Origin of the sequence: Citrobacter sp. 50677481 (assembly GCF_001463265.1) — a bacterium.
GTDB classification, from domain to species: domain Bacteria; phylum Pseudomonadota; class Gammaproteobacteria; order Enterobacterales; family Enterobacteriaceae; genus Citrobacter_A; species Citrobacter_A sedlakii.
Genome location: NZ_LNHZ01000001.1, coordinates 86,919 through 113,459, shown reverse-complemented (window position 1 = coordinate 113,459; position 26,541 = coordinate 86,919). Strand labels below are relative to the sequence as shown.

The 26,541-nt window shown below is 54.9% G+C and carries 22 protein-coding genes and 7 tRNA genes; 3 read left to right on the top strand and 26 right to left on the bottom strand.

Annotated elements, in window-relative coordinates; all coding sequences use genetic code 11:
- From holA to leuS, 3 genes are read right to left on the bottom strand one after another with little or no spacing between them, the layout of a single operon-like run.
- Positions 1–1,032 carry a DNA polymerase III subunit delta gene (holA, locus tag APU02_RS00550; RefSeq protein ID WP_060568909.1) on the bottom strand — a complete coding sequence of 344 codons (1,032 nt, stop codon included), beginning with the start codon at positions 1,030–1,032 and terminating at the stop codon, positions 1–3.
- The gene (gene lptE, locus APU02_RS00545; RefSeq protein WP_060568908.1) at positions 1,032–1,622 is read right to left on the bottom strand and encodes an LPS assembly lipoprotein LptE; all 591 of its coding nucleotides are present in this window, start codon (positions 1,620–1,622) and stop codon (positions 1,032–1,034) included. Before lptE ends, holA begins: the two co-directional genes overlap by 1 nt.
- Before the next feature lie 14 nt (positions 1,623–1,636).
- On the bottom strand, positions 1,637–4,219 hold the full coding sequence (gene leuS / locus APU02_RS00540) for a leucine--tRNA ligase (protein WP_060568907.1): 2,583 nt from the start codon (positions 4,217–4,219) through the stop codon (positions 1,637–1,639).
- A 213-nt stretch (positions 4,220–4,432) separates the two neighbouring features.
- Between leuS and APU02_RS00535 the strand changes: the two genes are divergently transcribed.
- Complete coding sequence (locus APU02_RS00535) at positions 4,433–4,915, top strand: zinc ribbon-containing protein (RefSeq protein WP_042285476.1); 483 nt, start codon at positions 4,433–4,435, stop codon at positions 4,913–4,915.
- 39 nt (positions 4,916–4,954) lie between these two features.
- On the opposite strand, the gene rihA is transcribed toward APU02_RS00535, so the two are convergent.
- From rihA to miaB, 10 genes are all read right to left on the bottom strand, one after another.
- Positions 4,955–5,890, bottom strand: a complete 936-nt coding sequence (gene rihA, locus APU02_RS00530) for a pyrimidine-specific ribonucleoside hydrolase RihA (RefSeq protein ID WP_060568906.1) — start codon at positions 5,888–5,890, stop codon at positions 4,955–4,957.
- 117 nt (positions 5,891–6,007) lie between these two features.
- The gene (gene gltL, locus APU02_RS00525; protein ID WP_042285471.1) at positions 6,008–6,733 is read right to left on the bottom strand and encodes a glutamate/aspartate ABC transporter ATP-binding protein GltL; all 726 of its coding nucleotides are present in this window, start codon (positions 6,731–6,733) and stop codon (positions 6,008–6,010) included.
- Positions 6,733–7,407 carry a glutamate/aspartate ABC transporter permease GltK gene (gltK, locus tag APU02_RS00520; protein ID WP_042285468.1) on the bottom strand — a complete coding sequence of 225 codons (675 nt, stop codon included), beginning with the start codon at positions 7,405–7,407 and terminating at the stop codon, positions 6,733–6,735. Before gltK ends, gltL begins: the two co-directional genes overlap by 1 nt.
- Positions 7,407–8,147, bottom strand: coding sequence for a glutamate/aspartate ABC transporter permease GltJ (gene gltJ / locus APU02_RS00515; RefSeq protein ID WP_042285465.1), 741 nt, complete (start codon positions 8,145–8,147; stop codon positions 7,407–7,409). Before gltJ ends, gltK begins: the two co-directional genes overlap by 1 nt.
- A gap of 162 nt (positions 8,148–8,309) precedes the next feature.
- Entirely contained in the window at positions 8,310–9,218 is a 909-nt protein-coding gene (locus tag APU02_RS00510) for an amino acid ABC transporter substrate-binding protein (protein WP_042285462.1), read from the bottom strand.
- Between the two features lie 364 nt (positions 9,219–9,582).
- The gene (gene lnt / locus APU02_RS00505; RefSeq protein ID WP_060568905.1) at positions 9,583–11,121 is read right to left on the bottom strand and encodes an apolipoprotein N-acyltransferase; all 1,539 of its coding nucleotides are present in this window, start codon (positions 11,119–11,121) and stop codon (positions 9,583–9,585) included.
- A 23-nt stretch (positions 11,122–11,144) separates the two neighbouring features.
- Entirely contained in the window at positions 11,145–12,023 is an 879-nt protein-coding gene (gene corC / locus APU02_RS00500) for a CNNM family magnesium/cobalt transport protein CorC (protein ID WP_042285457.1), read from the bottom strand.
- Positions 12,024–12,141: 118 nt separating this feature from the next.
- Positions 12,142–12,609 carry an rRNA maturation RNase YbeY gene (gene ybeY, locus APU02_RS00495; protein ID WP_060568904.1) on the bottom strand — a complete coding sequence of 156 codons (468 nt, stop codon included), beginning with the start codon at positions 12,607–12,609 and terminating at the stop codon, positions 12,142–12,144.
- Positions 12,606–13,652, bottom strand: a complete 1,047-nt coding sequence (locus APU02_RS00490) for a PhoH family protein (RefSeq protein WP_042285455.1) — start codon at positions 13,650–13,652, stop codon at positions 12,606–12,608. The genes ybeY and APU02_RS00490 overlap by 4 nt, the downstream gene beginning before the upstream one ends.
- A 154-nt stretch (positions 13,653–13,806) precedes the next feature.
- Positions 13,807–15,231, bottom strand: a complete 1,425-nt coding sequence (gene miaB, locus APU02_RS00485) for a tRNA (N6-isopentenyl adenosine(37)-C2)-methylthiotransferase MiaB (RefSeq protein WP_042285454.1) — start codon at positions 15,229–15,231, stop codon at positions 13,807–13,809.
- Between the two features lie 145 nt (positions 15,232–15,376).
- Here miaB and ubiF point away from each other — a divergent pair, with 145 nt between their 5' ends.
- Entirely contained in the window at positions 15,377–16,552 is a 1,176-nt protein-coding gene (gene ubiF / locus APU02_RS00480) for a 3-demethoxyubiquinol 3-hydroxylase (protein WP_060568903.1), read from the top strand.
- 7 nt (positions 16,553–16,559) lie between these two features.
- Here ubiF and APU02_RS00475 read toward each other — a convergent pair whose 3' ends face one another.
- The 13 genes from APU02_RS00475 to nagB form a co-directional block, all read right to left on the bottom strand.
- Complete coding sequence (locus tag APU02_RS00475) at positions 16,560–17,144, bottom strand: hypothetical protein (RefSeq protein WP_060568902.1); 585 nt, start codon at positions 17,142–17,144, stop codon at positions 16,560–16,562.
- A 121-nt stretch (positions 17,145–17,265) separates the two neighbouring features.
- Positions 17,266–17,340: transfer RNA gene (locus tag APU02_RS00470), tRNA-Gln, on the bottom strand.
- A gap of 44 nt (positions 17,341–17,384) precedes the next feature.
- Positions 17,385–17,459, bottom strand: a tRNA-Gln gene (locus tag APU02_RS00465).
- A gap of 44 nt (positions 17,460–17,503) precedes the next feature.
- Positions 17,504–17,580 (bottom strand) — tRNA-Met (locus APU02_RS00460).
- Positions 17,581–17,595: 15 nt separating this feature from the next.
- A tRNA-Gln gene (locus APU02_RS00455) sits at positions 17,596–17,670 on the bottom strand.
- Between the two features lie 36 nt (positions 17,671–17,706).
- Positions 17,707–17,781 (bottom strand) — tRNA-Gln (locus APU02_RS00450).
- A 23-nt stretch (positions 17,782–17,804) separates the two neighbouring features.
- Positions 17,805–17,889, bottom strand: a tRNA-Leu gene (locus APU02_RS00445).
- A gap of 8 nt (positions 17,890–17,897) precedes the next feature.
- Positions 17,898–17,974 (bottom strand) — tRNA-Met (locus tag APU02_RS00440).
- Positions 17,975–18,195: 221 nt separating this feature from the next.
- Positions 18,196–19,860 carry an asparagine synthase B gene (gene asnB, locus APU02_RS00435; RefSeq protein WP_060568901.1) on the bottom strand — a complete coding sequence of 555 codons (1,665 nt, stop codon included), beginning with the start codon at positions 19,858–19,860 and terminating at the stop codon, positions 18,196–18,198.
- Between the two features lie 252 nt (positions 19,861–20,112).
- On the bottom strand, positions 20,113–20,865 hold the full coding sequence (gene nagD, locus APU02_RS00430) for a ribonucleotide monophosphatase NagD (RefSeq protein ID WP_042285447.1): 753 nt from the start codon (positions 20,863–20,865) through the stop codon (positions 20,113–20,115).
- Between the two features lie 46 nt (positions 20,866–20,911).
- Entirely contained in the window at positions 20,912–22,132 is a 1,221-nt protein-coding gene (nagC, locus tag APU02_RS00425) for a DNA-binding transcriptional regulator NagC (RefSeq protein WP_060568900.1), read from the bottom strand.
- Positions 22,133–22,140: 8 nt separating this feature from the next.
- Positions 22,141–23,289 (bottom strand): N-acetylglucosamine-6-phosphate deacetylase, encoded by a 1,149-nt coding sequence (gene nagA / locus APU02_RS00420; protein ID WP_042285443.1) that lies wholly within the window; start codon positions 23,287–23,289, stop codon positions 22,141–22,143.
- 59 nt (positions 23,290–23,348) lie between these two features.
- Positions 23,349–24,149: a glucosamine-6-phosphate deaminase gene (nagB, locus tag APU02_RS00415; RefSeq protein WP_042285441.1), complete on the bottom strand. Its 801-nt coding sequence runs from the start codon at positions 24,147–24,149 to the stop codon at positions 23,349–23,351.
- Positions 24,150–24,490: 341 nt separating this feature from the next.
- Here nagB and nagE point away from each other — a divergent pair, with 341 nt between their 5' ends.
- A complete protein-coding gene (gene nagE, locus APU02_RS00410; RefSeq protein WP_060568899.1) occupies positions 24,491–26,443 on the top strand; it encodes a PTS N-acetyl glucosamine transporter subunit IIABC in 1,953 nt (650 codons plus the stop codon).
- Positions 26,444–26,541 lie beyond the last annotated feature (98 nt).

Genomic DNA, 26,541 nt, shown 5'->3' with positions numbered 1-26,541 from the left:
TCAACCATCAATAAAAACGTCTGCCAGCGCCTTATGGCAAATCAGCAGCGAAAGACCTTCGAGTTCCGCCCAGACTGACTGGCCATAATCCTGCTTCAGCGTTATTTCTGTACGTGTCAGTAGCTGCACCGCCTGGCGCAGTTGCGTCAGGCTTAGTCGGTTCAGGGCTTCGCTCGTCATGGCACGGCGGTTTTGCCAGACGCGGTGTTTATCAAACAGCGCGCGCAGGGGCGTATGGGCGGCCTGGCGCTTGAGGTTGACCAGCAGTAAAAGTTCACGCTGCAGGGTACGCAATAAAATGACCGGCTCGCTGCCTTCCAGGCGTAATTGCTGAAGAATATGCAGTGCGCGTTTGCTCTTGCCCATCACCAGCGCATCGACCCAATGAAACGGGGTAAAGTGCGCGGCATCGTTCACCGCCTGTTCGACACGGGGTAGCGTGAGTTTTCCGTCCGGCCACAGCAATGACAGGCGTTCCAGCGCCTGCGCCAGCGCCAGCAGGTTGCCTTCATAGCAATAGCACAGCAGCTGATTTGCCGCGTCATCCAGTTGCAGATTCTTTTGTTTTGCCCGGGCGGCCACCCAGCGCGGAAGCTGAGCCTGCTCCGGCGTCTGGCAACTGACCTGTACGCTCCGATCGGCCAGCGCGCTGAGCCACGCGGCATTTTCCTGGGCTTTTGTGAGCTTATTACCGCGCACCAAAAGCAGGAGATCGTCATGCAGTAACTGAGTGAGGTGGGCCAGCTGCTCGTTGATGGCGGCGTTTGGACCGTTTTCCGGCAGCAACAGCAACAGCGTCTGTCGACTGGCGAACAGACTCATCGCCTGACACTGTGAAAACAGCGCATTCCAGTCGGTGCTGTTGTCGAGCGAAAAGGTATGGTGTTCTTCGAACCCCTGCGCTACCGCTGCCTGACGAATGGCGTCCTGGCTTTCCTGCAACAAAAGAGGGTCGTTACCGAGTAATAAATACGCCGCGCGCAGCCCTTCGGAGAGCTGCGCGCGGAGTTGTTCAGGGTACAACCGAATCATCAGTTACCCAGCGTGGTTGAAACGCGTGAGGAAGAAGCCGCAGGTGTGGCCGCGGTATTTTCAGTTTTTTCTTCTTCCTGAACAGAGCGGACATCAGCGATTTTTACGCTGGACAGCTTACGAATCAGCTGTTCAGCCGCTTTGTCATACATTTCGTTGATGATCATCTGCTGTTCGTTATCCTTCGCCAGCGCCATCTGCGGGTTGTCGAAGAATGAACGGTACACTTTGGTGTTGATCGGGTAAATACCGTGTTCCGGGATCAGCACCGAGGCGTTAACGTTCATGACCATCTGATACTCAGCCGTCTGACCGTCCTGGAAGACCGACGCCGTATCCTGAGAAATACTGACGGCGCCCAGACGTAACGATGGGACATCTTTACGCATTGAGCCTTTTTCCAGCAGCTCAACATCGTTCAGGCGCAACTGATTACGCACCGCACGACTCAGTGGGCCGTTAGGATCACCGGAGTCGAGGATCATGGTTTTCATGGTGTCCGGAACCTGCGTAGTGCTACGCAGATGCCAGCCACACCCGGCGGTGGTTAACACCGCCAGAGATAACAACACTGTTGCCAGATATCGCACGCTTCCTCCCGCGCTTAGCCAACGACCAGATTGAGAAGTTTACCCGGTACGTAAATCACTTTACGCACGGTCACGCCCTCAAGATATTTTGCGACCAGATGTTCCTGACCCGCACGTTCACGAACCTGTTCTTCGGTCGCATCCACCGGAACGGTGATTTTGCCACGCACTTTGCCGTTGACCTGCACCACGACGAGGGTGGAGTCTTCAACCATCGCGGCGTCGTCAGCCACCGGCCACGGCGCATTGTCGATATCGCCTTCGCCTTTCAGCGACTGCCACAACGTAAAGCAGACGTGCGGAGTGAACGGGTTAAGCATACGCACAACCGCCAACAGCGCTTCCTGCATCAGGGCGCGGTCCTGTTCGTCTTCCTGCGGCGCTTTCGCCAGCTTATTCATCAGTTCCATGATCGCGGCGATAGCGGTGTTGAAGGTCTGACGACGACCAATATCATCGGTCACTTTGGCGATCGTTTTGTGTACGTCGCGACGCAATGCTTTTTGATCTTCACTCAGCGCGGCAACGTTCAGCGGCGCAGCGTCGCCACGTGAAGTATGCTCGTAAACCAATTTCCAGACGCGTTTCAGGAAGCGGTTTGCCCCTTCAACGCCGGACTCCTGCCATTCGAGGGTCATATCCGCCGGGGAGGCGAACATCATGAACAGACGTACGGTGTCGGCGCCGTAACGCTCAACCATCACCTGCGGGTCGATACCGTTGTTTTTCGACTTCGACATTTTGCTCATGCCGGTGTACACCAGTTCATGGCCTGCCGCGTCTTTCGCTTTCACGATACGGCCTTTCTCGTCACGCTCAACAATGGCATCTACCGGAGAAACCCAGTTACGCTCGCCGTTTTCGCCGACATAATAGAACGCATCCGCCAGCACCATGCCCTGACACAGCAACTGTTTCGCCGGTTCGTCAGAGTTCACCATGCCCGCGTCGCGCATCAGCTTATGGAAGAAGCGGAAGTAGAGCAGATGCATGATGGCGTGTTCAATACCGCCGATGTAAATATCCACAGGCAGCCAGTAGTTGGCGGCTTTGGAATCCAGCATGCCTTCCTGATACTGCGGGCAGGTGTAGCGCGCGTAATACCAGGAGGACTCCATAAAGGTGTCGAAGGTGTCGGTTTCACGCAGCGCTGGCTGACCGTTAACGGTGGTTTTCGCCCACTGAGGATCTGCTTTGATCGGGCTGGTGATGCCGTCCATGACCACGTCTTCCGGCAGGATAACCGGCAGTTGATCTTCCGGGGTTGGCATGACGGTGCCGTCTTCCAGGGTGACCATTGGGATCGGCGCGCCCCAGTAGCGCTGACGGGAAACGCCCCAGTCGCGCAGACGGTAGTTCACTTTGCGCTCGCCCACGCCTTGCGCCGCCAGTTTGTCGGCAATCGCGTTGAAGGCGTCTTCAAAGGCCAGACCGTCGAATTCGCCGGAGTTAAACAGCACGCCTTTTTCGGTCAGCGCCTGTTCGGACAGATCCGGTTCGGAACCGTCGGCGGCAAGAATGACGGGTTTGATGGTTAAACCGTATTTGGTGGCAAATTCGTAGTCGCGCTGATCGTGACCCGGAACCGCCATGACCGCGCCGGTGCCGTATTCCATCAGCACGAAGTTCGCCGCCCAGACCGGGATCGCTTCGCCGGTTAACGGATGTACCGCTTTAAAGCCGGTATCGACGCCTTTCTTCTCCATGGTCGCCATATCGGCTTCCGCGACTTTGGTATTGCGGCATTCGTCGATAAAGGCAGCCAGTTCCGGGTTGTTCGCCGCGGCTTTCTGCGCCAGCGGGTGACCGGCGGCAACGGCCAGGTAAGTGGCGCCCATAAAGGTATCCGGGCGGGTGGTGTAAACGGTCAGCGTATCTTCATAACCGGTCACATCAAAGGTGATTTCCACGCCTTCAGAACGGCCAATCCAGTTGCGCTGCATCGTTTTGACGGTGTCAGGCCAGTGATCGAGCTTGTCCAGATCGTTCAGCAGTTCGTCCGCATAAGCGGTAATTTTGATAAACCACTGCGGGATCTCTTTACGCTCAACTTTGGTGTCGCAGCGCCAGCAGCAGCCGTCGATCACCTGTTCGTTAGCGAGCACGGTCTGATCGTTCGGGCACCAGTTCACCGCAGAGGTCTTTTTGTAAACCAGACCTTTTTTATACAGCTCGGTAAAGAATTTCTGTTCCCAGCGATAGTATTCCGGGGTGCAGGTCGCCAGTTCACGGCTCCAGTCGTAGCCGAAGCCCAGCATTTTAAGCTGGTTTTTCATATAGGCGATGTTGTCGTAAGTCCACGGCGCCGGCGCGGTGTTGTTTTTCACCGCTGCGCCTTCCGCAGGCAGGCCGAAAGCGTCCCAACCGATAGGCTGCAACACGTTTTTGCCGAGCATGCGCTGGTAACGGGCGATCACGTCACCGATGGTGTAGTTACGCACGTGGCCCATGTGTAGTCGGCCAGAAGGATAGGGAAGCATAGACAGGCAGTAATACTTCTCTTTGCTCTCGTCTTCGGTTACTTCAAATGTGCGCTTCTCATCCCAGTGAAGCTGTACTTTGGATTCTATCTCTTCCGGGCGGTATTGCTCTTGCATGGCAGCCAGTGGTCCTGTTTTCAATACAGCTACAAACGTAGCTTTAGAGGTGGTGTTTTAGATCCGCATAGCATAGCCCAAACGCCCGCGTCAAAACAGTCTTTCGCAGGGTTAATCCGCGCATTGATTTACTCACTCTGCGGGCGATCTTACAAAGCAGTGTGCAAATAACGTCTATTATTATAGACAGTTAACGACCCAGGAGGCGAAACGATGAACAAGGTTGCTCAATATTACCGTGAACTGGTGGCGTCATTAAGCGAACGCCTGCGTAACGGCGAACGCGATATCGACCTGCTGGTGGAACAGGCGCGGCAGCGGGTATTGCAGGCAGGGGAGTTAACGCGAACCGAGGCGGACGAACTGATCCGCGCGGTCAGACGCGACCTGGAAGAGTTCGCCATGAGCTACGAAGAGAGCCTAGAGGAGGAGTCCGACAGCGTCTTTATGCGGGTAATTAAAGAGAGCCTGTGGCAGGAACTGGCGGATATTACCGACAAAACGCAGCTGGAATGGCGTGAGGTGTTCCAGGATCTCAGCCATCACGGGGTTTATCACAGCGGCGAGGTGGTGGGGTTAGGCAACCTGGTGTGTGAAAAATGCCATTTCCATTTAGCCGTGTATACGCCAGACGTACTGCCGCTGTGTCCAAAATGCGGTCACGATCAGTTTCAGCGCAGACCGTTCGAGCCGTGATTCGCATTGCCGGATGGCGGTGTCGCCATCCGGCAAACATTACGCGTAAGCCGTCAGGCGTTCAGCCAGAAGATCCACAAACCCTTCGCGATCGACATCCACCATCACGGTGGCGTTCGGTCTATTGCCCGTCAGGAAATAGTAATCCACGACTGTCATTCCCTGCGTGTACTTACCCTGCGTTTCGACGCCGACCCAGCGCTCCACGGTGGTAAACAGCTCCGGCTTCAGCAGCCAGGCGATGGTACAGGGGTCATGCAGCGGCGCGCCGGTGAATCCCCATTTTTCATCTTTATGATACTCGAGGAAGAAATCGAGTAGTTCAGCGACGATGGTCGCGATCGGGTTGCCGATGGCGCGAAAACGTTCGGTATCATCAGCATGGATCTGCGCTTTGTGCGTGACGTCCAGTCCCGCCATCACGACCGGAATGCCCGACTGGAAGACGATTTCCGCCGCTTCCGGGTCGACAAAAATATTAAACTCGGCGGCGGGCGTCCAGTTACCCAGCGCCATCGCGCCGCCCATGATCACTATTCGCGCAATGTTGGCGTGCAGTTCCGGGTGGCTATTCAGTAATAGCGCAACGTTGGTCTGCGGACCGGTCGAGACGATGGTGACCGGTTGTGGACTTTCGCGCAGGGTTTTCGCCATTAACTCGACGGCGGTGCAGGGCTGCGGCGCAAAAGCCGGTTCCGGCAGCGCCGGACCGTCCAGCCCGCTTTCGCCATGAACGTTATCGGCGATGATCAGCTCGCGCGTTAATGGCTTCACCGCCCCGCCCGCGACCGGAATATCGGTACGTTTCAACAACGTCAGCATACGCAGCACGTTACGCAGTGTTTTCTCTGGCGTCTGGTTGCCGGCGGAGGCGGTAATGGCTTTAACATCAAGTTCTGGTGAGGCGAGGGCGAGAACCATTGCGATAGCGTCGTCATGACCCGGATCGCAATCAAACAAAATCGGAAGTGCCATTGTTGCTCCTTGTAAGCGCTACTTTTGTGGCAAGGGTAACGCCGGGCTGAAAAGGATTCGAGGAGCGAAACAAGAAAGCGTGAGATGGCGCGCACTCTGCCGTGCGCGCCGTCAGGATCAATGCAGGATTTTCGCAAGGAAGTCTTTTGCGCGTTCGGATTGCGGGTTAGCGAAGAACGCTTCTTTTGGCGAGTCTTCGACAATTTTTCCTTCGTCCATAAAAATCACCCGGTTCGCCACTTTACGCGCAAAGCCCATTTCGTGCGTGACCACCATCATGGTCATCCCTTCGTTGGCCAGCTCGACCATGACGTCCAGCACTTCGTTGATCATCTCCGGGTCGAGTGCCGACGTGGGTTCGTCAAACAGCATCGCGATCGGATCCATGCACAGCGCGCGGGCAATCGCCACACGCTGCTGTTGGCCGCCGGAAAGCTGCGCCGGATACTTGTTGGCGTGGGCGGCAAGGCCGACGCGCTCCAGCAGTTTCTGCGCTTTTTCACGGGCAGGGGCTTTATCGCGCTTAAGCACTTTGACCTGCGCCAGCGTCAGGTTTTCGATGATCGACAGATGTGGAAATAACTCAAAGTGTTGGAACACCATGCCGACGCGCGAGCGCAGCTTCGCCAGATCCGTTTTCTTGTCGTTGACCATTATACCGTTGACGGTAATTTCGCCTTTTTGCACGGGTTCCAGGCCGTTAACGGTTTTAATCAGCGTTGACTTACCGGAACCCGAGGGACCGCAAACCACCACCACTTCGCCTTTTTTTACTTCCGTGGAGCAGTCGGTCAACACCTGAAAGTGACCATACCATTTCGAAACATTTTTCAGGGTAATCATTAAACTGTCCTTTTCTTCAAATAGCTGACCAACAACGACGCGCTCAGGCTGATAACAAAGTAGACGGCGCCAGCAAACAGGATCATTTCAACCTGCGTGCCGTCACGCTCGCCAATCGTGGACGCGGTGCGGAAGAAGTCCGCAAGGCTTAAAACGTAAACAAGGGAGGTGTCCTGGAAGAGGACGATGCCCTGCGTGAGCAGCAGCGGTACCATCGCGCGAAACGCCTGCGGCAGAATGATGAGCTTCATCGACTGCCAGTGGGTCATCCCCAGCGCCAGCGCAGCGCTTGACTGTCCGCGGGAAATACTCTGGATACCGGCGCGGATAATCTCGGAGTAATACGCCGCTTCGAACATCGAAAAAGCCACCATCGCCGAGATCAGACGGATATCGGTTTTCGGCGACAGGCCCAGCACATCCTGCAGTAGCCCCGGCACAATCAGGTAGAACCACAGCAGTACCATCACCAGCGGGATGGAGCGGAAAACGTTAACGTAGGCTTTGGCAAACCAGGCGATCGGCGCAAAGCTTGAGAGGCGCATTACCGCGAGCAGCGTGCCCCAGACAATCCCCACGACCACCGCTGTCAGGGTGATTTTCAGCGTAATCAGCAGGCCGTCCAGCAGATACGGCAGGGAAGGGACAATGGAACTCCAGTCAAATTCGTACATTATTTGCCTCCCATATTGCCAGGCAGGCGGACTTTCCGTTCCACCAGGTTCATCACCAGCATGATGAAGGCATTAATTAATACGTATGCCAGGGTAATGGCGGTAAAGGATTCCCAGGCGTGGGCGGAGTAATCGAGCAGCTTGCCCGCCTGCGCCGCCATATCGACCAGACCGATGGTGGAGGCGATGGCCGAGTTTTTCACCAGGTTCATCATCTCTGAGGTCATCGGCGGTACGATCACCCGGTAAGCGTTAGGCAGCAGCACGTAACGATACGCCTGCGGCAGCGTCAGTCCCATGGCCAGCGCCGCATTCTTTTGCCCGCGCGGCAGCGACTGTATTGCCGCGCGTACCTGCTCACAAACGCGGGCGGCGGTAAACAGCCCCAGACAGATCATTGACGACAGGAAGAACTGAATGTTGGGATCCAGTTCTGCCTTAAACCACATGCCGAGATCTTCCGGCAGCAGTTCCGGCACGACCAGATACCAGGTAAAGAACTGCACGATCAGCGGAACGTTACGGAACAGTTCCACGTAAAGCGTGCCGATACCGGAAAGAAAACGGTTCGGCACAGTGCGAAGAATGCCGAATAACGAGCCGACGAGAAAAGCAATGATCCAGGCGGTGATGGATAACGCCACGGTGACCTGAAAGCCACTCCAGAGCCAGCCGAGATAGGTGGTGTTGCCGAAGGGGGCTTCCTGTAAAAAAATACCCCAGTTCCAGTCTATTGACATACATCTACTCCGAAAAAAAAGGGTAGCAGCGCTACCCTCGAAGATTGTTGATCAGCGTGTTTCGGTTTTCAGGCCTGATGGGGAACGACCATCAGGCGTATAGTCTGTCCGTGCTGACCAGCAATCGAGAGGGCAAGGAGATCTCGCCCTATTTCATTGTTGTTAGTTAAGTGCTTTGTCGTTTGGCTCTTTGAACAGGGCCTTCATTTCGTCAGAGAGTTCGAAATTCATGTTCAGGTTCTTGGGCGGGATAGGGTTTTTAAACCATTTATCAAACCATTTTGCCGCTTCGCCAGAGGTTTGCGCCTGGGCGATGGTCTCATCCATCAATTTTTTGAAATCCGGATCGTTTTTACGCAGCATGCAGCCGTAAGCTTCTTCGGACTGCGCTTTGCCGACGATTTCCCAGTTGTCCGGTTTCTTCGCCTTCGCGCGTTCGCCCGCCAGCAGGGCATCATCCATCATGAACGCGACTGCGCGACCGCTTTCCAGCGTGCGGAAGGAGTCACCGTGGTCTTTGGCGCTGATGATGCGCATATTCATTTTTTGCTCGTCGTTCAGCTTATGCAGCAGAATCTCCGAGGTGGTACCGGAAGTCACCACCACCGCTTTGCCCTTCAGATCCGGGAAGTCTTTAATGTCGCCGCCTTTTTTCGCCAGCAAGCGGGTACCGACGACAAAGATGGTGTTAGAGAATGCGGCCTGCTTCTGGCGCTCAACGTTGTTGGTGGTAGAGCCGCACTCAAAATCGAAAGTGCCGTTTTGCAGCAGCGGAATACGGTTCTGGGAGGTAATCGGAATCAGCTTCACCTGCAGGTCAGGCTTATTCAGCTTCTTCTTCACCGCTTCAACGATGGCGTTGGAGTAGTCCTGAGAATAACCCACCACTTTCTGCTGATTGTCATAATACGAGAACGGTACGGATGACTCACGGTGACCCACGACAATGACGCCGTTTTTGGCGATCTTGTCCAGCGTGCTGCCCGCAGCAGGCGCGGCGTCTTCCGCGTGCGCCACACCGGCAGACAGCCCCATAACCAGCATTGCTGTGGCTAGCTTACGTAATTGCATATCCAACTCCTTTATCGTCTGCGCCATCGGCGCATTGATACCCATTGTGATGTTGTTATCGTCTGCAACTTGCGCGTGCAGTGTTGTACCTGTTTGTTAACATTTAGTTTGGCTGAATGTAAAGATATTGCTGCGTTATTGTTTATTTTTGCGAAGTGCGCCGCACCATCCGGAGGCAAAAATCTTTCATTGCACTGTTTCGGTGCTACCGATGAACCGCGTTGGTGCGTCCCGGTTGCACGTTGGGCTTAAAACAGGTTTGCCTTGTATTACAAAGCAATAGACGTGCCAGAATGGAATAGCAGGAGAAAGGAAACGCCGGAGACGGGCCAGGGCCGCCATCCGGCGAGATTACGCGGGAGGGTTACTTCCGGCGTTGACGCAAGCTCATTAGCAGTGCGCCAAAACCAAACAGGGCGGTTATCGCCCACAGCGGCCAGTTGCCGGTACGGGCATACGGCGTTAAGCCTGTGGTCGGCGTCACGGTGGTGGTCAGCACCTGACGCGTAAACTGAGGGATCATCGCCTGGACATCGCCCTGCGGGCCAATTACCGCGGTTATCCCGTTATTGGTGCTACGCAGCAGCGGTCTTGCCAGCTCCAGCGAACGCATCCGCGCCATCTGGAAGTGCTGCCACGGGCCAATCGACTTGCCGAACCATGCGTCGTTAGAGATGGTCAGCAGGTAGTCGGTGTCCGGACGGAAGTTATCCCGCACCTGTTCGCCCAGAATGATCTCGTAGCAAATGGCCGCCGTCAGGGCAAAGCCATGGGCGTGCAGCTGCGGCTGGATATACGGACCGCGGCTGAATGAGGACATCGGCAGATCAAAAAAGGGCGCTAACGGACGCAGGATCGACTCCAGCGGCACAAACTCGCCAAACGGCACGAGGTGGTTTTTGTTGTAGCGATTGCCTGAGTCGTAGCTGTAAGGATTGTCTTTACCCAGCGTAATAATCGTGTTGTAGGTGTCGTAACGGTTCTGCTTGTTCAGGCGCGCGTCAACGATGCCGGTAATGAGCGTACTGTTTTTTGAACGTAACAAATCGTCCATCATGCCGAGGAAGCGCTGCTGGTTAATTTCCAGATCCGGAATTGCGGATTCCGGCCAGATGATCAGCTGCGATTTCCCCATCAGCGGTTGGGTGGCATCAAGGTAGATTTTCAGCGTATTGATCAGTTGGCTTTCGTCCCACTTCAGCGACTGCGGGATATCCCCCTGCACCAGAGAAACCTGGGTCGCCCTTTCGGGTTCCGGCGTATACCACTGGATGTATCGCAGCGGGAAAGGCAGCGCAAACAGTATCGCCGCCACCGCCAGCGGACGCCAGTTTCGGCTGACGAGGGCCAGCACCAGCAGGCCGCTCGTCATCATCAGTATAAAATTGATCGCCTCGACGCCCATTACCGGCGCCAGCCCCTTCAGCGGGCCGTCAATCTGGCTGTAGCCAAACTGCAGCCACGGGAAGCCGGTCAGAACCCAGCCGCGCAGGAACTCGGTGATTTGCCAGACCACTGGCGCGGCAATCGCCACGCGCAGCCAGCGGGTTTCCGGCCACAGGCGCGCCAGGATCCCGGCAAACAGGCCGGTATACAAAGAAAGGTAAGCGGCGAGCAGCACCACGAGAAAGACGTTGACCGGACCAGGCATCCCGCCAAACTGCGCGATGCTGACGTACACCCAGTTGATACCGGTGCCGAACAACCCCAGTCCCCAGAAGTAGCCGACAGCGGCGGACTGGAGCGGACGTCGGTTTAAGGTTAACGCCTGCAGGCCCATAAGCGAAATTATCGCCGCGGGCCAGATGTCATACGGAGAAAATGCCAGCGTCCCGCTGGCCCCGAATAATAACGCCAGCAGCAGGCGAATGCGCTGGCGTTCAAGTAAAGAGGCAAATGCCATTGAGTTCTTCTTCCCGTTCGGTTTTATTCGTCCAGTTTTGGCTGGGGGGAGTCATCCGGAATTCTGACATGAACCTGAATAATACGGCGGCTGTCGGCCATGGCCACTTTGAACTGGTAACCATCAATGTCAATGGTTTCACCGCGGGCGGGCAGGTGACCAAACGCCTGCATCACCAGGCCGCCGATGGTATCGACCTCTTCATCGCTAAAGTGGGTGCCGAAAGCTTCATTAAAATCTTCAATCGGCGCAAGCGCGCGGACGGTCCAGGTGTGGCGGCTGAGTTGGCGGAAGTCGATATCGTCTTCTTCGTCATACTCGTCTTCGATTTCACCCACGATCAGTTCAAGGATGTCTTCAATGGTCACCAGACCAGAGACGCCGCCGAACTCGTCGATGACGATAGCCATATGATAACGCTGTGAGCGGAACTCCTTGAGCATCCGGTCAACGCGTTTGCTCTCCGGGACGACAACGGCCTGGCGTAACACTTTTTCCATGCTGAAGGCTTCGGCGTCGCTGCGCATAAACGGCAGCAAATCCTTCGCCATCAGAATCCCTTCAATGTGATCTTTGTCTTCGCTGATCACCGGAAAACGCGAGTGGGCGGACTCGATAATGACATCGAGGCATTCGTCCAGCGTCTGGTTGCGTTTCAGGGTAATCATCTGGGAGCGGGGGATCATGATATCGCGAACGCGCTGGTCCGCAATATCCATTACCCCTTCGAGCATGTCGCGCGTATCTTCATCGATCAGCTCGTTTTGCCCGGAATCACGGATCAGCGCCAGCAGTTCATCACGGTTTTTCGGTTCACCGTGGAAAAGTTGGCTCAGTAACAGGGAGAAAAATCCCTTCTTGTTGCTTAACGTGTCACTACTGTGTGAATTGTCGTCGCTCATGGCGTCGTATGGGTTCTCATGTTAGTTAATCGAACGCGCGTCAGGCGTAAACTCAGCCGCTGACGGCATTTACCGCCTGATGGCGCTACGCGTCTCAGGCATGCAAAATGAAGGAGTGCTACTCCTTCTCGGCAATGTACGGATCCTCATAGCCCAGAGCAAGCATAATCTCTGTTTCGAGGGCTTCCATTTCCTCGGCCTCATCGTCTTCGATGTGGTCGTAGCCGAGTAAATGCAAACTGCCGTGTACCACCATATGCGCCCAATGGGCTTCCAGCGGCTTGCCCTGTTCCTGCGCTTCCTGTTCAACCACCTGACGGCAGATAACCAGATCGCCCAGCAACGGCATCTCAATACCCGGCGGCGCGTCAAACGGAAAGGAGAGCACGTTGGTCGGCTTATCTTTTCCCCGGTAGGTCAGGTTGAGATCGTGGCTTTCCGCGGTATCGACCAGGCGAATCGTCACTTCTGATTCTTCCTGAAACTGCGGGATTACCGCATTCAGCCATGTCTGAAACTGGACTTCGTCCGGCAGGCCCGCGTTGTTTTCACACGCCAGCTGTAAATCAAGGATCACCGGATTCATTTCTGCTCTTGCTCCTGCGCTTCACGCTTGCGTTCCGCCGCCAGTTCGGCTTTGCGTTTTTGTTCCGCTTCTTCCCAGGCCTCATAAGCGTTCACGATGCGCGCGACCACCGGATGGCGCACTACGTCTTCGCTGTGGAAGAAGTTGAAGCTGATCTCTTCGACGTTCGCCAGCACTTCAATCGCGTGACGCAGCCCGGACTTCGTGTTGCGCGGCAGGTCAATCTGTGTGATATCGCCAGTGATCACCGCTTTTGAGTTAAAGCCGATACGGGTCAGAAACATCTTCATCTGTTCGATGGTGGTGTTCTGGCTTTCATCAAGAATAATGAACGCGTCATTCAGGGTGCGTCCGCGCATATAGGCCAGCGGCGCGACTTCAATCACGTTGCGCTCGATCAGCTTTTCCACTTTCTCAAAGCCGAGCATTTCAAACAGCGCGTCATACAGCGGGCGCAGATACGGATCGACCTTCTGACTGAGATCGCCCGGCAGGAAGCCGAGTTTCTCACCCGCTTCAACCGCTGGGCGGGTCAACAGAATGCGACGAATTTCCTGACGTTCCAGCGCATCGACCGCCGCCGCGACCGCCAGATAGGTTTTACCGGTACCCGCCGGCCCGACGCCGAAGGTGATATCGTGGTCGAGAATATTGGCGATGTACTGCGCCTGGTTCGGCGTGCGAGGTTTAATGACGCCACGTTTGGTTTTAATGTTCACCGCTTTGCCGTATTCCGGCACGCTTTCGGCGCTCTGCTCAAGCACGCGCGCCTCTTTAATGGCGAGATGAATCTGTTCCGGTTCGATGTCCTGAATCTGGCCGCGCATCGGCGCGGTATCAACATACAGACTGCGCAAAATATCTGCCGCAGCGGTAACGCAAATTGGGCGACCGGTCAGTTTAAAGTGGTTGTCACGGCGGTTAATCTCGATGCCGAGACGGCGTTCCAGCTGTTTGATGTTGTCGTCAAACGGGCCGCAAAGGCTCAGCAGGCGGGCATTGTCTGCGGGCTCAAGGGTAATTTCGCGAGTGTCTGTGTTCAAACTGTTCCTCTTATGCATAGGTAGCCGGAAGATGAACGTTCACCGGCTGATAAGGAAATTATTCACGCCAGTGGATAAAGGCGCAAGCATTGCAGTAGAAATGGGGGCGGCGAGAAGAATTACAAGGCCCGCCAGCGTAGCGGGCCTGAAGGCGTTAAGGCTGGTAGAACCCGACGCCAATATCGTTTTCTTTACGGGTGCGGGCAATGACCGATTCCGGCGTTTCAGCGATACGCAGGCCCATTTCGTCTTCGGTACGTACCACTTTACCGCGCAGGGAGTTGGTCCAGACGTCGGTGATTTCCACGTCGACAAACTTACCGATCATATCCGGCGTGCCTTCAAAGTTGACCACGCGGTTATTTTCAGTACGACCGGACAGTTCCATGATGCTCTTACGCGACGTGCCTTCGACCAGAATGCGCTGAACGGTGCCGAGCATACGGCGGCTCCAGGCCATTGCCTGCTGGTTAATGCGATCCTGAAGAATATACAGTCGTTGCTTTTTCTCTTCTTCCGGCACGTCATCCACCATGTCGGCTGCCGGGGTACCCGGACGCGCAGAGAAGATAAAGCTGTAGCTCATGTCAAAATTGACGTCGGCAATCAGTTTCATGGTCTGCTCGAAATCCTGAGTGGTTTCCCCCGGGAAGCCGACGATAAAATCGGAGCTGATTTGAATATCCGGGCGCGCCGCGCGCAGTTTACGGATAATCGCTTTGTATTCCAGCGCCGTGTGGGTGCGTCCCATCAGGTTAAGTACGCGATCCGCGCCGCTCTGCACCGGCAGGTGCAGGAAGCTCACCAGTTCCGGCGTATCACGGTAAACCTCAATGATGTCGTCGGTAAACTCGATCGGATGGCTGGTCGTAAAACGAATGCGATCGATACCGTCGATGGCGGCGACCAGACGCAGCAGGTCGGCGAAAGATCCGGTGGTGCCGTCGTAGTTCTCACCGCGCCAGGCGTTAACGTTCTGACCGAGCAGGTTCACTTCACGCACGCCCTGAGCCGCCAGTTGGGCAATTTCGAACAGGATGTCATCGCACGGACGGCTGACCTCTTCACCACGGGTGTACGGCACCACGCAGTAGGTACAATATTTGTTGCAGCCTTCCATAATAGAAACGAAAGCGGTCGGCCCTTCCGCGCGCGGTTCCGGCAGACGGTCAAATTTCTCGATTTCCGGGAAACTGATGTCCACCACCGGGCTGCGATCGCCGCGAACGGAGTTGATCATCTCCGGCAGACGGTGCAGCGTCTGCGGGCCAAAAATAATGTCGACATAGTGAGCGCGTTGACGGATATGTTCGCCTTCCTGAGACGCTACGCAGCCGCCGACGCCGATAATCAGATCGGGGTTTTTCTCTTTCAGCAGCTTCCAGCGGCCTAACTGGTGGAAGACTTTTTCCTGAGCCTTCTCGCGGATAGAGCAGGTATTCAGCAGCAGCACATCCGCTTCTTCCGCCACGTCGGTCAGTTGATACCCGTGAGTGGCATCCAGCAGATCGGCCATCTTCGATGAATCGTATTCGTTCATCTGACAGCCCCAGGTTTTAATATGGAGTTTTTTGGTCATCGACTTGCTCTTGCGAAATAGTGGCTGAATTGCAGGGCGCATAGTGTAATGCTTTGCCGCGGTTGTGACCAGTATGACCGTTATCAGCCTCAAGGGGTAAAAAATCCTGTAAACTTATCTGATTCACGTAACAGGATGAATGACCATGACAAATCAACCAACGGAAGTGGCCATTGTCGGCGGAGGAATGGTCGGCGGCGCGCTGGCGCTGGGACTGGCGCAGAACGGATTTACGGTCACGGTGATTGAACATGCCGCGCCAGCGCCCTTTGCGGCGGACAGCCGGCCCGACGTGCGTATTTCCGCGATCAGCGCCGCGTCTGTTTCGCTGTTAAAAAGCCTGGGCGTCTGGGATGCGGTACAAGGGATGCGCAGCCATCCTTATCGTCGGCTGGAAACCTGGGAATGGGAAAATGCCCACGTTGTTTTTGACGCTGCGGAACTGAAGCTTCCGCTGCTGGGCTATATGGTCGAGAACACTGTTTTGCAGCAGGCGCTGTGGCAGGCGCTGGAGGCGCATCCGAACGTTACCCTGCGAGTCCCTGCGTCGCTTGCGGCGCTACACCGTCATCACGACAGTCAGGTACTGGAGCTGGCAGATGGCGAGCATATTATGGCGAAGCTGGTGGTCGGCGCTGACGGGGCGAATTCACAGGTGCGCCAACGGGCTGGCATTGGCATTCACGCCTGGCAGTATGCGCAGTCATGCATGCTGATCAGCGTTCAGTGCGAGCAGGCGCCGGGGGACAGTACCTGGCAGCAGTTTACGCCGGATGGCCCGCGCGCCTTTCTGCCGCTCTTTGATCGCTGGGCGTCGCTGGTATGGTATGACGCGCCAGCGCGTATTCGCCAGTTGCAGACCCTGAGCATGCCGCAGTTGCAGGCGGAAATCGTAAAACATTTCCCGGCGCGGCTGGGGCCGGTGACGCCGCTGGCCGCAGGTGCGTTCCCGCTGACCCGTCGACACGCGTTGCAGTATGTTCAGCCGGGCCTGGCGCTGGTGGGCGATGCGGCGCATACCATTCATCCGCTGGCCGGGCAGGGGGTGAACCTCGGCTATCGCGATGTCGATGCGCTGATCGATGTGCTGGTAAATGCGCGCAGCTATGGGGAACGTTGGGCCAGCCAGCCGGTGTTGAAGCGCTACCAAATGCGGCGCATGGCGGATAACTTTATGATGCAGAGTGGCATGGATCTGTTTTACGCTGGATTCAGTAATAACCTGCCGCCGCTGCGTATGCTGCGCAACCTCGGCCTGATGGCTGCTGAACGTGCGGGTGTCGTTAAACGCCAGGCGCTGAAGTATGCGTTAGGGTTGTAACACGCGCTTAAAGTAGCCGCTCGAACAGCGTTACTCTGTTGTTTCCTTCGAATAAAAATCCCTGATACCAGACGCTTCCGCTGCTGGTCGTCAGGGGTTCACAGCGCCAACGATGGGTGGCGATGCGATATAGCATATAGGCGCTTCTCCCTGACATCGATAGCATATACACAAGTATGAGCAGGGCGACGATGTCTGTTGCGGCATTTGTTCCTGTCAGGAGATATTCGCGTGCCAATATCGCGATACAGAACCCCTGTAAAATTAGCTTCCCAAGAAAGCTGAAGATATAAAATTGCTGGATACGTTTTTTCGACCAGAAACAGGGGTTTTTAATAACCACCCGCTGTTCATGCGCCGGTAAACCATGAATGTAGGTGATATTGTGGGTCTTCTCCGTTAGCGTGAGCGCTACTCCCGTTTCGTTGAGCTGGTGCAGGCGCATTGATATGCCGATGGGAAAGAGTAAATCGACCAGAATGAGGTAGGTTAGCAACGCGGAAAGGTCAAAGAAAGTTAGCACGACGGCGAAAACAAAAAGGAACAGCGTTGCCGTCCGGGTAAATATAAACGGAAAAATCTGGTAGTTCATCGTAACGTCCCTTTATCTGCCGTGGCTTAATCTAGCGACAGAGGCAGAACATGTATACGGCTGGCTGGGACTTTCGGAATTCATAAAAGCAAAAATCTCGCCGAAGCGAGCTTTTTTAACGTGGCTGGGGTACGAGGATTCGAACCTCGGAATGCCGGAATCAGAATCCGGTGCCTTACCGCTTGGCGATACCCCAATTGGCGTACTTCTTACGTTCGTTAGCGGAACGTCTGAAAAATGTGGCTGGGGTACGAGGATTCGAACCTCGGAATGCCGGAATCAGAATCCGGTGCCTTACCGCTTGGCGATACCCCAACAAATTTTTCTGAATCTGCCGAATCAATCGACATTTCGTAAGATGGTGGCTACGACGGGATTCGAACCTGTGACCCCATCATTATGAGTGATGTGCTCTAACCAACTGAGCTACGTAGCCAGAGTATTTCTTCGATGGCTGGGGTACCTGGATTCGAACCAGGGAATGCCGGTATCAAAAACCGGTGCCTTACCGCTTGGCGATACCCCAATGACCGTCGCGGTGATCCGCAAACTCGAAGAAATATGGCTGGGGTACCTGGATTCGAACCAGGGAATGCCGGTATCAAAAACCGGTGCCTTACCGCTTGGCGATACCCCATCCGTGCAACGCGTACTGGTGAATGGTGCGGGAGGCGAGACTTGAACTCGCACACCTTGCGGCGCCAGAACCTAAATCTGGTGCGTCTACCAATTTCGCCACTCCCGCAAAAAAGATGGTGGCTACGACGGGATTCGAACCTGTGACCCCATCATTATGAGTGATGTGCTCTAACCAACTGAGCTACGTAGCCCTCTTTTTTCGCGTTACCTTATCGGCGTTGCGGGGCGCATTATGCGTATTGAGCCTTGAAGCGTCAACCTCTTTTTCATCGAAAACAGCGTGAATGTGACTGTTTGGTTAGGTTGCGAACAGCGTGACGCAATAATCGGCAATTATTGGTTATGAAACACTTTATGGGCAAGATTTTAGAACAAAAAAAGGGCCCTTGCGGACCCATTTCATCATGCAGATTTATTTGTATGCCGACTGATGTACGCCGACCGCGCGTCCGGAAGGATCGTTCATGGTTTTGAACGCTTCATCCCATTCGATCGCTTTGGCGGAAGAGCAGGCGACAGACGGGCCGCCCGGCACGCATTCCGCGGCGCTCGGGAGCGGGAACAGTTCTTCAAAGATCTCACGATACAGATACGCTTCTTTCGAGCCTGGCGTGTTGTAAGGGAAGCGGAAGCTGGCGGTCTCCAGTTGCTGGTCGGATATCTGCTGCGCCGCCACTTCTTTCAGGGTGTCGATCCAGCTGTAGCCCACGCCATCGGAGAATTGCTCTTTCTGACGCCATGCGACGCTTGCCGGCAGGTAAGATTCGAAACATTCACGCAGGATATGTTTTTCCATCTTGCCGTTGCCGCACATCTTATCTTCCGGATTGATACGCATGGCCACATCGAGAAATTTCTTGTCGAGGAACGGGACGCGGGCTTCCACGCCCCAGGCTGACATCGCTTTGTTGGCGCGCGCGCAGTCAAACATATGTAGCGCCTGCAGTTTACGTACCGTTTCTTCGTGCAGTTCTTTGGCGTTTGGCGCTTTATGGAAGTAAAGATAGCCGCCGAACACTTCGTCAGATCCCTCGCCGGATAGCACCATTTTGATGCCCATCGCTTTGATTTTACGCGACATTAAGTACATTGGCGTTGACGCGCGAATCGTGGTCACATCGTACGTTTCGATGTGATAAATTACATCGCGGATCGCATCTAACCCTTCCTGCACGGTGAAGTGAATCTCATGGTGCACCGTGCCCAGATGGTTCGCGACTTCCTGCGCGGCTTTCAGATCCGGAGAACCTTCCAGACCGACGGCGAAGGAGTGTAGTTGCGGCCACCAGGCTTCAGATCTTTCCTGATCTTCCACGCGACGCGCGGCGAACTTTTTGGTGATAGCGGAAATCACTGAAGAATCCAGACCGCCGGAGAGCAACACGCCGTACGGCACATCTGACATCAGATGGCTTTTTACCGAGTCTTCCAGTGCCTGGCGCAGTTCCGCTTTGTCGGTAACGTTATCTTTTACCGCATCGTACTCGAACCAGTCGCGCTGATAGTACTGACGAATCTCACCGTCCTGGCTCCACAAATAGCTGCCCGCCGGAAACTCTTTAATCGTGCGGCAAACCGGCACCAACGCTTTCATTTCCGAAGCAACATACAGGTTACCGTGTTCGTCATAACCCATATACAGCGGGATAATCCCGATGTGGTCGCGACCAATCAGATACGCGTCTTTCTCGGTATCGTACAGGGCGAAAGCGAACATTCCTTGCAGATCGTCAAGAAATTCCGGGCCTTTTTCCTGGTACAGCGCGAGGATAACTTCGCAGTCGGAGCCGGTCTGGAACGCATAGCGATCGCCATATTCTGCACGCAACGCCTGATGGTTGTAGATTTCGCCGTTGACAGCCAATACGTGGGTTTTCTTTTCGTTATACAGTGGCTGAGCGCCCGCGTTGACGTCGACAATGGACAGACGTTCATGCGCGAGGATGGCCTTGTCGCAGGCAAAAATACCGGACCAGTCCGGGCCGCGATGGCGCATCAGGCGTGACAGCTCGAGCGCCTTTTTCCGCAGTTCCCCTGCATCTGACTTAATATCGAATACGCCAAAAATTGAACACATAACCTTCTCCGTTACCCTGTCTGAATACATTTTGTGTGTGCTTGATTTAAAAAATGCCGCAAAGGAGAGCAGGGCGCAATACTTTTGCCGGGTAAAAAAGAAAAAACGCAACAGCGATTATGGAATGATGAAAAAAGAGTACGTAATGAACGGATTTATTAATGAATCGACAATTTTTAGGTGATTTTATTAGTTACGGCGTGGCTTGACCGTAGGCCTGATAAGCGAAACGTCATCAGGCAACGGTTGGCGTTAAATAACGTCGATCTCGGCGACGGAGGGGTAAATCCAGCTCGGACGGAACGGCATACTGTCAATATCATCAAGCGTAGAAACGCCGGAAAGCACCAGGATGGTTTCAAGTCCCGCCTGGAATCCGGCAAGAATGTCGGTGCGCAGATTGTCACCGACAATCACCGTCTCTTCTGAGTGCGCCTGCATTTTGTTCAACGCGGCGCGAATGATCCACGGGCTGGGTTTGCCGACGTAGAACGGCTTACGTCCGGAAATTTTCTCAATACCGGCGCACAGGGCGCCGCAGGCCGGGTAAAAACCGCGACCGTGGGTGTCCGGATTGGTGGCGATAAAGCGTGCGCCGTTCGCCACGAAGTATGCCGCTTTATGCATCATGTCCCAGTTATAGGAACGGGTTTCGCCCACAATCACAAAATCCGGGTTGACGTCGGTGATGGTGAACCCGGCTTTATACAGTTCGTGGATCAGCGCCCCTTCGCCCACCACGTAAGCCTTTTTCCCTTCCTGACGACGCAGGAAGTCGGCGGTGGCCATGGCTGAGGTATAAAACACGCTGTCAGGGACATTGACGCCAGCGGTGGCGAAGCGGTTCGCCAGATCCTGCCCGGTTTGCGACGGGTAATTGGTCAACAGCACCAGCGGCAGACCTTTTTCAATAATGCCGGTCAGAAATTCTGCTGCGCCGGGGACGGCGACGTTATCGTGCATCAGCACGCCATCGATATCACAAATGACATTTTTAATGGTCATGAACTACCCAGGGAAATGGTTATGAATCCGATACTATAAAAGCGCATCAGTTTTCCAGCAAATGCTGGAGCAAAATGCCGTTCAGCATGGCGCGCTTCACAAGGGCGAATGCGCCGATAGCGGAGCGGTGATCCAGCGTAGAGCGCACCACTGGCAGATTCTGGCGAAACGCCTTCAGCGCCTGCGTATTGATGCAGCTTTCGATTGCGGGCAACAGGACTTTATCCGCTTCGGTAATTTCACCGGCAATCACAATCTTCTGCGGATTAAACAGGTTAATGGCAATGGCGATAGTTTTGCCCAAATGTCGCCCTACGTGCTCGATCACTTCCGAGGCCAGGCTGTCGCCTTTGTTTGCCGCTTTACAGATGGTTTTGATGTTGCAGTCATTTAGCGAAACACGGCTCTGATAGCCCTGTTTGAGCAGGTTTTGCACACGGTGTTCGATCGCGGCGTTAGCCGCAATGGTCTCCAGACAGCCGAAGTTGCCGCAGTGGCAACGCTCGCCCAGCGGCTCAACCTGAATGTGGCCGATCTCGCCGACGTTGCCGTTACGGCCAATGAAAATTCGGCCATTGGAGATGATCCCGGCGCCGGTGCCGCGGTGCACGCGCACCAGAATGGAGTCTTCACAGTCCTGGCTTGCGCCGAAATAGTGCTCTGCCAGCGCGAGGCTGCGGATGTCGTGACCGACAAAACAGGTAACGCGAAAACGGGTTTCCAGCGCATCGACCAGTCCCCAGTTTTCAACCTGAATATGCGGCATGTAATGAATCATGCCGCTTTCCGGATCGACAAGGCCCGGCAGGATCACCGAAATGGCGATCAGTTCGCGAATTTTGCGCTGGTTGCCGTCAATAAAGGCTGTAATTGCATTGAGCAACGCATGTTCCAGCGTCTCCTGAGTACGTTCGGGCAGCGGGTAATGCTCCTCCGCCAACACTTTACTGCTGAGATCGAACAGGGTAATGGTCGCGTCATGGCGTCCCAGACGTACGCCGATGGCGTGGAAACCGCGGGTTTCGGTAACAATAGAGATCGCGCGGCGGCCCCCGGTGGAGGCCTGCTGATCGACTTCTTTGATCAGCCCGCGTTCAATCAGTTGACGCGTAATTTTGGTTACGCTGGCGGGAGCAAGCTGGCTTTGTTCGGCAATCTGAATCCGCGAGATTGGCCCATGCTGGTCAATCAGGCGGTAAACGGCCGCGCTGTTAAGCTGTTTTACGAGATCAACATTACCTATTTGAGCTTGTCCGCCTGGTGTCATACTTTCTCTTACTCAGTAACGACCTCGTTACCATTAACGATGGTCTTGATGATTTTAAAGTCGTGGGTAAACGCGGTCAGGTTCGCCACTTTACCCGGCGCGATGCTGCCGAGCTGTTTTTCTACGCCAATCGCGCGCGCCGGATAGAGCGTCGCCATGCGCAGCACTTCGTCGAGCGCAATGCCGCAGTGCTCAACCAGGTTACGCACGCCTTCGATCATGGTTAACGATGAACCGCTTAGCGTACCGTTTTCATCCACACACAATCCATTGCGGTAGTATATTGTTTTACCAGCAAAAATGAACTGTTCAATATTCGCACCTGCGGGCGCTGTCGCATCCGTTACCAGACACAGCTTATCGCCTTTAAGACGTTTGGCGTTGCGGATATTGGCGTAGTCAACGTGCAGGCCGTCGGCAATCACGCCGCAATAAATGTCCGCATCGTCGAGAACAGCCCCCGCCAGACCCGGTTCACGGCCGGTAATGTACGGCATAGCGTTAAACAGGTGCGTGGCAAAGCGGATACCTGCGCGGAAACCGGCTTTGGCTTCTTTAAGCGTGGCGTTAGAGTGTCCGGCAGAAACCACGATGCCGGCATTCGCCAGTTTGCTGATGACTTCAGCAGGCACCATTTCCGGCGCCAGCGTAACTTTGGTGATGACGTCGGCATTATCGCACAGGTAGTCCACCAGCGCAGCGTCCGGCTGACGAACAAAGTTCGGGTTGTGGGTGCCTTTTTTAACCAGATTCAGCCACGGGCCTTCCAGATGGAGACCCAGCGCCTGGTTCGGGTGTTTCGCCAGGTATTCACGCATAACGCGAATGCCTTGCTTCATCAGTTCGTCGCTGGTGGTGATCAGCGTTGGCAGATAGTTGGTGCAGCCCGATTTCTCGTTGGCTTTCTGCATGATTTCCAGCGTTTCAACGGTAACGGCGTCTGCGGTATCGTTGAACTGTACGCCGCCGCAGCCGTTAAGCTGAACGTCGATAAAACCGGGGGAAAGAATGGCCCCGTTCAGTGAACGTTGTTCGATCCCGTGCGGCAGTTCCGCCACCGGACAAACGCTGTCAATCAGGCCATTGGCGACAACAATCGCATGGTCATCAAGAATTTCGTGGCCGGTAAAGATCCGACCCTGGGTTAAAGCATACATTCCGACCCCCGATTTCAAAAATATGCCGCCCTGAACGCAGTGGCAGGGCGGAGACAACATTACAGACCTTTAATATTTTCGGCTTCTAACTCGTTGAAATATTTCAGCGTCTTAACTTTCAGTTCCATCGTTGACGGCTCATCGCAGACCACCACGGCTTTCGGGTGCAGCTGCAGGCAACTGATGGTCCACATGTGGTTGACGTTGCCTTCAACGGCGGCCTGCAGAGCCTGGGCTTTCTGATGGCCCAGCACCAGAATCATCACTTCTTCGGCATCCAGCAGAGTCCCCACGCCAACGGTCAGCGCATATTTAGGCACCTGATCCACATCACCGTCGAAGAAACGGGAGTTTGCCACGCGCGTATCGTGGGTCAGGGTTTTAATGCGGGTACGGGAAGCCAGGGAAGAAGCCGGTTCGTTAAATGCGATATGACCGTCGTTACCGACGCCGCCCATAAACAGGTGGATTTTACCGTAAGAACGGATTTTTTCTTCATATTGACGGCATTCCGCGTCAATATCTGGCGCGTTACCATTGAGCAGGTTGATGTTTTCTGCTGGAATATCAACGTGATCAAAGAAATTACGGTGCATGAAGCTGTGGTAGCTTTCCGGATGTTCCTTTGGCAGGCCGACATATTCGTCCATATTGAACGTCACCACATGTTTGAAGCTGACCTGGCCCGCTTTGTGCATTTCCACTAAGGCTTTGTAAGCGGTCATTGGCGTGCCGCCCGTCGGCAGACCCAGCACAAACGGACGATCGGCTGTCGGTTTGAACGCATTGATACGGTTAACGATATGGCGGGCAGCCCATTTGCCGACTTGTTCAGCGGTAGTCAGGGGAATCAGTCTCATTCTTCACCTCAGAAAGTAAATGTAAGCCGTTGGCGGATTGCGCGTCTGTGCACCTTAAAGCGTAACCTGGTCTGTCGCGATTGGAGTCAATCCGTCTTGATTTTTTGAATGATAAAATAAGTTTTCAAAGTTAGCCAGTGACAGGGAGAGATAATAACGATATTTGGTGACTGTACTCACAAAAAACACGCTTTTAATTTGCGATACGAATTAAATTTTCACACACTCTTGCAGGAGATGATCTAACAACGTATTTGCCGGAACATCACGCTGAGAAGTTGAGCTACACACATAAAAATACGGCCTGAATGGCCATATCGGGGTCTCGTAGGGGGAATAAGATGAACATTCTAGGTTTTTTCCAGCGACTGGGTAGGGCGTTACAGCTCCCTATCGCGGTGCTGCCGGTGGCGGCGCTGTTGCTGCGATTCGGCCAACCAGATTTACTGAACGTCGCCTTTATCGCGCAGGCGGGTGGGGCGATTTTTGATAACCTCGCGCTGATCTTCGCCATCGGTGTGGCATCCAGCTGGTCCAAAGACAGCGCGGGTGCGGCAGCGCTGGCAGGGGCGGTCGGTTATTTCGTACTGACTAAAGCGATGGTCACCATCAACCCGGAAATCAACATGGGTGTGCTGGCGGGTATCATTACCGGCCTGGTGGGCGGCGCTGTCTACAACCGTTGGGCGGATATCAAGCTGCCTGACTTCCTGAGCTTCTTCGGCGGCAAACGCTTTGTGCCGATTGCTACGGGCTTTTTCTGCCTGGTGCTGGCGGCGATTTTCGGCTACGTCTGGCCGCCGGTTCAGCATGCTATTCATGCTGGCGGTGAATGGATCGTGTCCGCAGGCGCGCTCGGCTCCGGTATTTTTGGTTTCATCAACCGTCTGCTGATCCCAACCGGTCTGCATCAGGTGCTGAACACCATCGCCTGGTTCCAGATTGGTGAATTCACCAACGCTGCCGGTACCGTTTTCCACGGCGATATCAACCGCTTCTACGCGGGTGACGGCACTGCCGGGATGTTCATGTCCGGCTTCTTCCCGATCATGATGTTTGGTCTGCCGGGCGCGGCACTGGCGATGTACTTCGCTGCCCCGAAAGCGCGTCGTCCGATGGTAGGCGGTATGCTGCTGTCCGTCGCCATCACCGCGTTCCTGACCGGCGTGACTGAGCCGCTGGAATTCCTGTTTATGTTCCTTGCGCCGCTGCTGTATCTCCTGCACGCGATTCTGACCGGCATCAGCCTGTTTATCGCCACGCTATTGGGGATCCACGCTGGCTTCTCGTTCTCTGCGGGCGCTATCGACTACGTGTTGATGTACAGCCTGCCCGCGGCGAGCCAGAACGTCTGGATGCTGCTGGTTATGGGGCTGGCGTTCTTCGTCATTTACTTCCTGTTGTTCAGCGCGGTTATTCGTATGTTTAACCTGAAAACGCCGGGCCGCGAAGATAAAGAAGACGAGGTGGTGACTGAAGAAGCGAACAGCAATACGGAAGAAGGTCTGACGCAACTGGCGACCAGCTACATCGCAGCGGTCGGCGGTACGGATAACCTGAAAGCCATTGATGCCTGTATCACCCGTCTGCGTCTGACCGTTGGCGACTCCGCCAGGGTGAGCGATGCAATGTGTAAACGCCTGGGCGCGTCCGGCGTGGTGAAACTGAACAAACAAACCATTCAGGTTATTGTCGGGGCGAAAGCAGAATCCATTGGCGACGCGATGAAAAAAGTCGTTGCGCGTGGTCCGGTTGCCGCAGCCTCGGCGGATGCCGCGCCTGCTGCAACAGCAACCCCGGCCCAGAAGCCGCAGGCGGTACCCAATGCGGTGACCATTGCTGAACTGGTTTCCCCGATTACCGGTGACGTGGTGGCGTTAGATCAGGTGCCTGACGAGGCGTTCGCCAGCAAAGCGGTCGGTGACGGCGTGGCGGTTAAACCGACGGACAAAACCGTGGTTTCTCCGGCAGCGGGAACCATCGTGAAAATCTTCAATACCAACCACGCATTCTGCCTGGAAACAGAGAAAGGCGCGGAAATCGTGGTCCACATGGGGATCGATACCGTTGCGCTGAACGGCCAGGGCTTTAAACGCCTGGTTGAAGAAGGGGCTGAAGTGACTGCAGGCCAGCCGATCCTGGAAATGGATCTGGACTATCTGAACGCGAACGCGCGCTCCATGATAAGTCCGGTGGTGTGCAGCAACATCGACGACTTCAGCGCGCTGGTAGTGAAAGCCGAAGGTCACGTCGTGGCGGGTCAAACTCCACTGTATGAAATCAAAGGTAAATAAAAAGGTCCGGGTCGGATAAGGCGAAAACCGGGTTCCGACAACATCACAGCGACCTTAAGCGGCGGAGGCAAACCTTCGCCGCTTTTTTTTGCAGCAAA

Coding starts and splice junctions, on each gene's coding strand:
- holA (WP_060568909.1), bottom strand. CDS start 1,032: ATGATTCGGTTGTACCCTGAACAACTCCGCGCGCAGCTCTCCGAAGGG.
- leuS (WP_060568907.1), bottom strand. CDS start 4,219: ATGCAAGAGCAATACCGCCCGGAAGAGATAGAATCCAAAGTACAGCTT.
- APU02_RS00535 (WP_042285476.1), top strand. CDS start 4,433: ATGAACAAGGTTGCTCAATATTACCGTGAACTGGTGGCGTCATTAAGC.
- rihA (WP_060568906.1), bottom strand. CDS start 5,890: ATGGCACTTCCGATTTTGTTTGATTGCGATCCGGGTCATGACGACGCT.
- gltL (WP_042285471.1), bottom strand. CDS start 6,733: ATGATTACCCTGAAAAATGTTTCGAAATGGTATGGTCACTTTCAGGTG.
- gltK (WP_042285468.1), bottom strand. CDS start 7,407: ATGTACGAATTTGACTGGAGTTCCATTGTCCCTTCCCTGCCGTATCTG.
- gltJ (WP_042285465.1), bottom strand. CDS start 8,147: ATGTCAATAGACTGGAACTGGGGTATTTTTTTACAGGAAGCCCCCTTC.
- APU02_RS00510 (WP_042285462.1), bottom strand. CDS start 9,218: ATGCAATTACGTAAGCTAGCCACAGCAATGCTGGTTATGGGGCTGTCT.
- lnt (WP_060568905.1), bottom strand. CDS start 11,121: ATGGCATTTGCCTCTTTACTTGAACGCCAGCGCATTCGCCTGCTGCTG.
- corC (WP_042285457.1), bottom strand. CDS start 12,023: ATGAGCGACGACAATTCACACAGTAGTGACACGTTAAGCAACAAGAAG.
- ybeY (WP_060568904.1), bottom strand. CDS start 12,609: ATGAATCCGGTGATCCTTGATTTACAGCTGGCGTGTGAAAACAACGCG.
- miaB (WP_042285454.1), bottom strand. CDS start 15,231: ATGACCAAAAAACTCCATATTAAAACCTGGGGCTGTCAGATGAACGAA.
- ubiF (WP_060568903.1), top strand. CDS start 15,377: ATGACAAATCAACCAACGGAAGTGGCCATTGTCGGCGGAGGAATGGTC.
- APU02_RS00475 (WP_060568902.1), bottom strand. CDS start 17,144: ATGAACTACCAGATTTTTCCGTTTATATTTACCCGGACGGCAACGCTG.
- asnB (WP_060568901.1), bottom strand. CDS start 19,860: ATGTGTTCAATTTTTGGCGTATTCGATATTAAGTCAGATGCAGGGGAA.
- nagD (WP_042285447.1), bottom strand. CDS start 20,865: ATGACCATTAAAAATGTCATTTGTGATATCGATGGCGTGCTGATGCAC.
- nagC (WP_060568900.1), bottom strand. CDS start 22,132: ATGACACCAGGCGGACAAGCTCAAATAGGTAATGTTGATCTCGTAAAA.
- nagA (WP_042285443.1), bottom strand. CDS start 23,289: ATGTATGCTTTAACCCAGGGTCGGATCTTTACCGGCCACGAAATTCTT.
- nagB (WP_042285441.1), bottom strand. CDS start 24,149: ATGAGACTGATTCCCCTGACTACCGCTGAACAAGTCGGCAAATGGGCT.
- nagE (WP_060568899.1), top strand. CDS start 24,491: ATGAACATTCTAGGTTTTTTCCAGCGACTGGGTAGGGCGTTACAGCTC.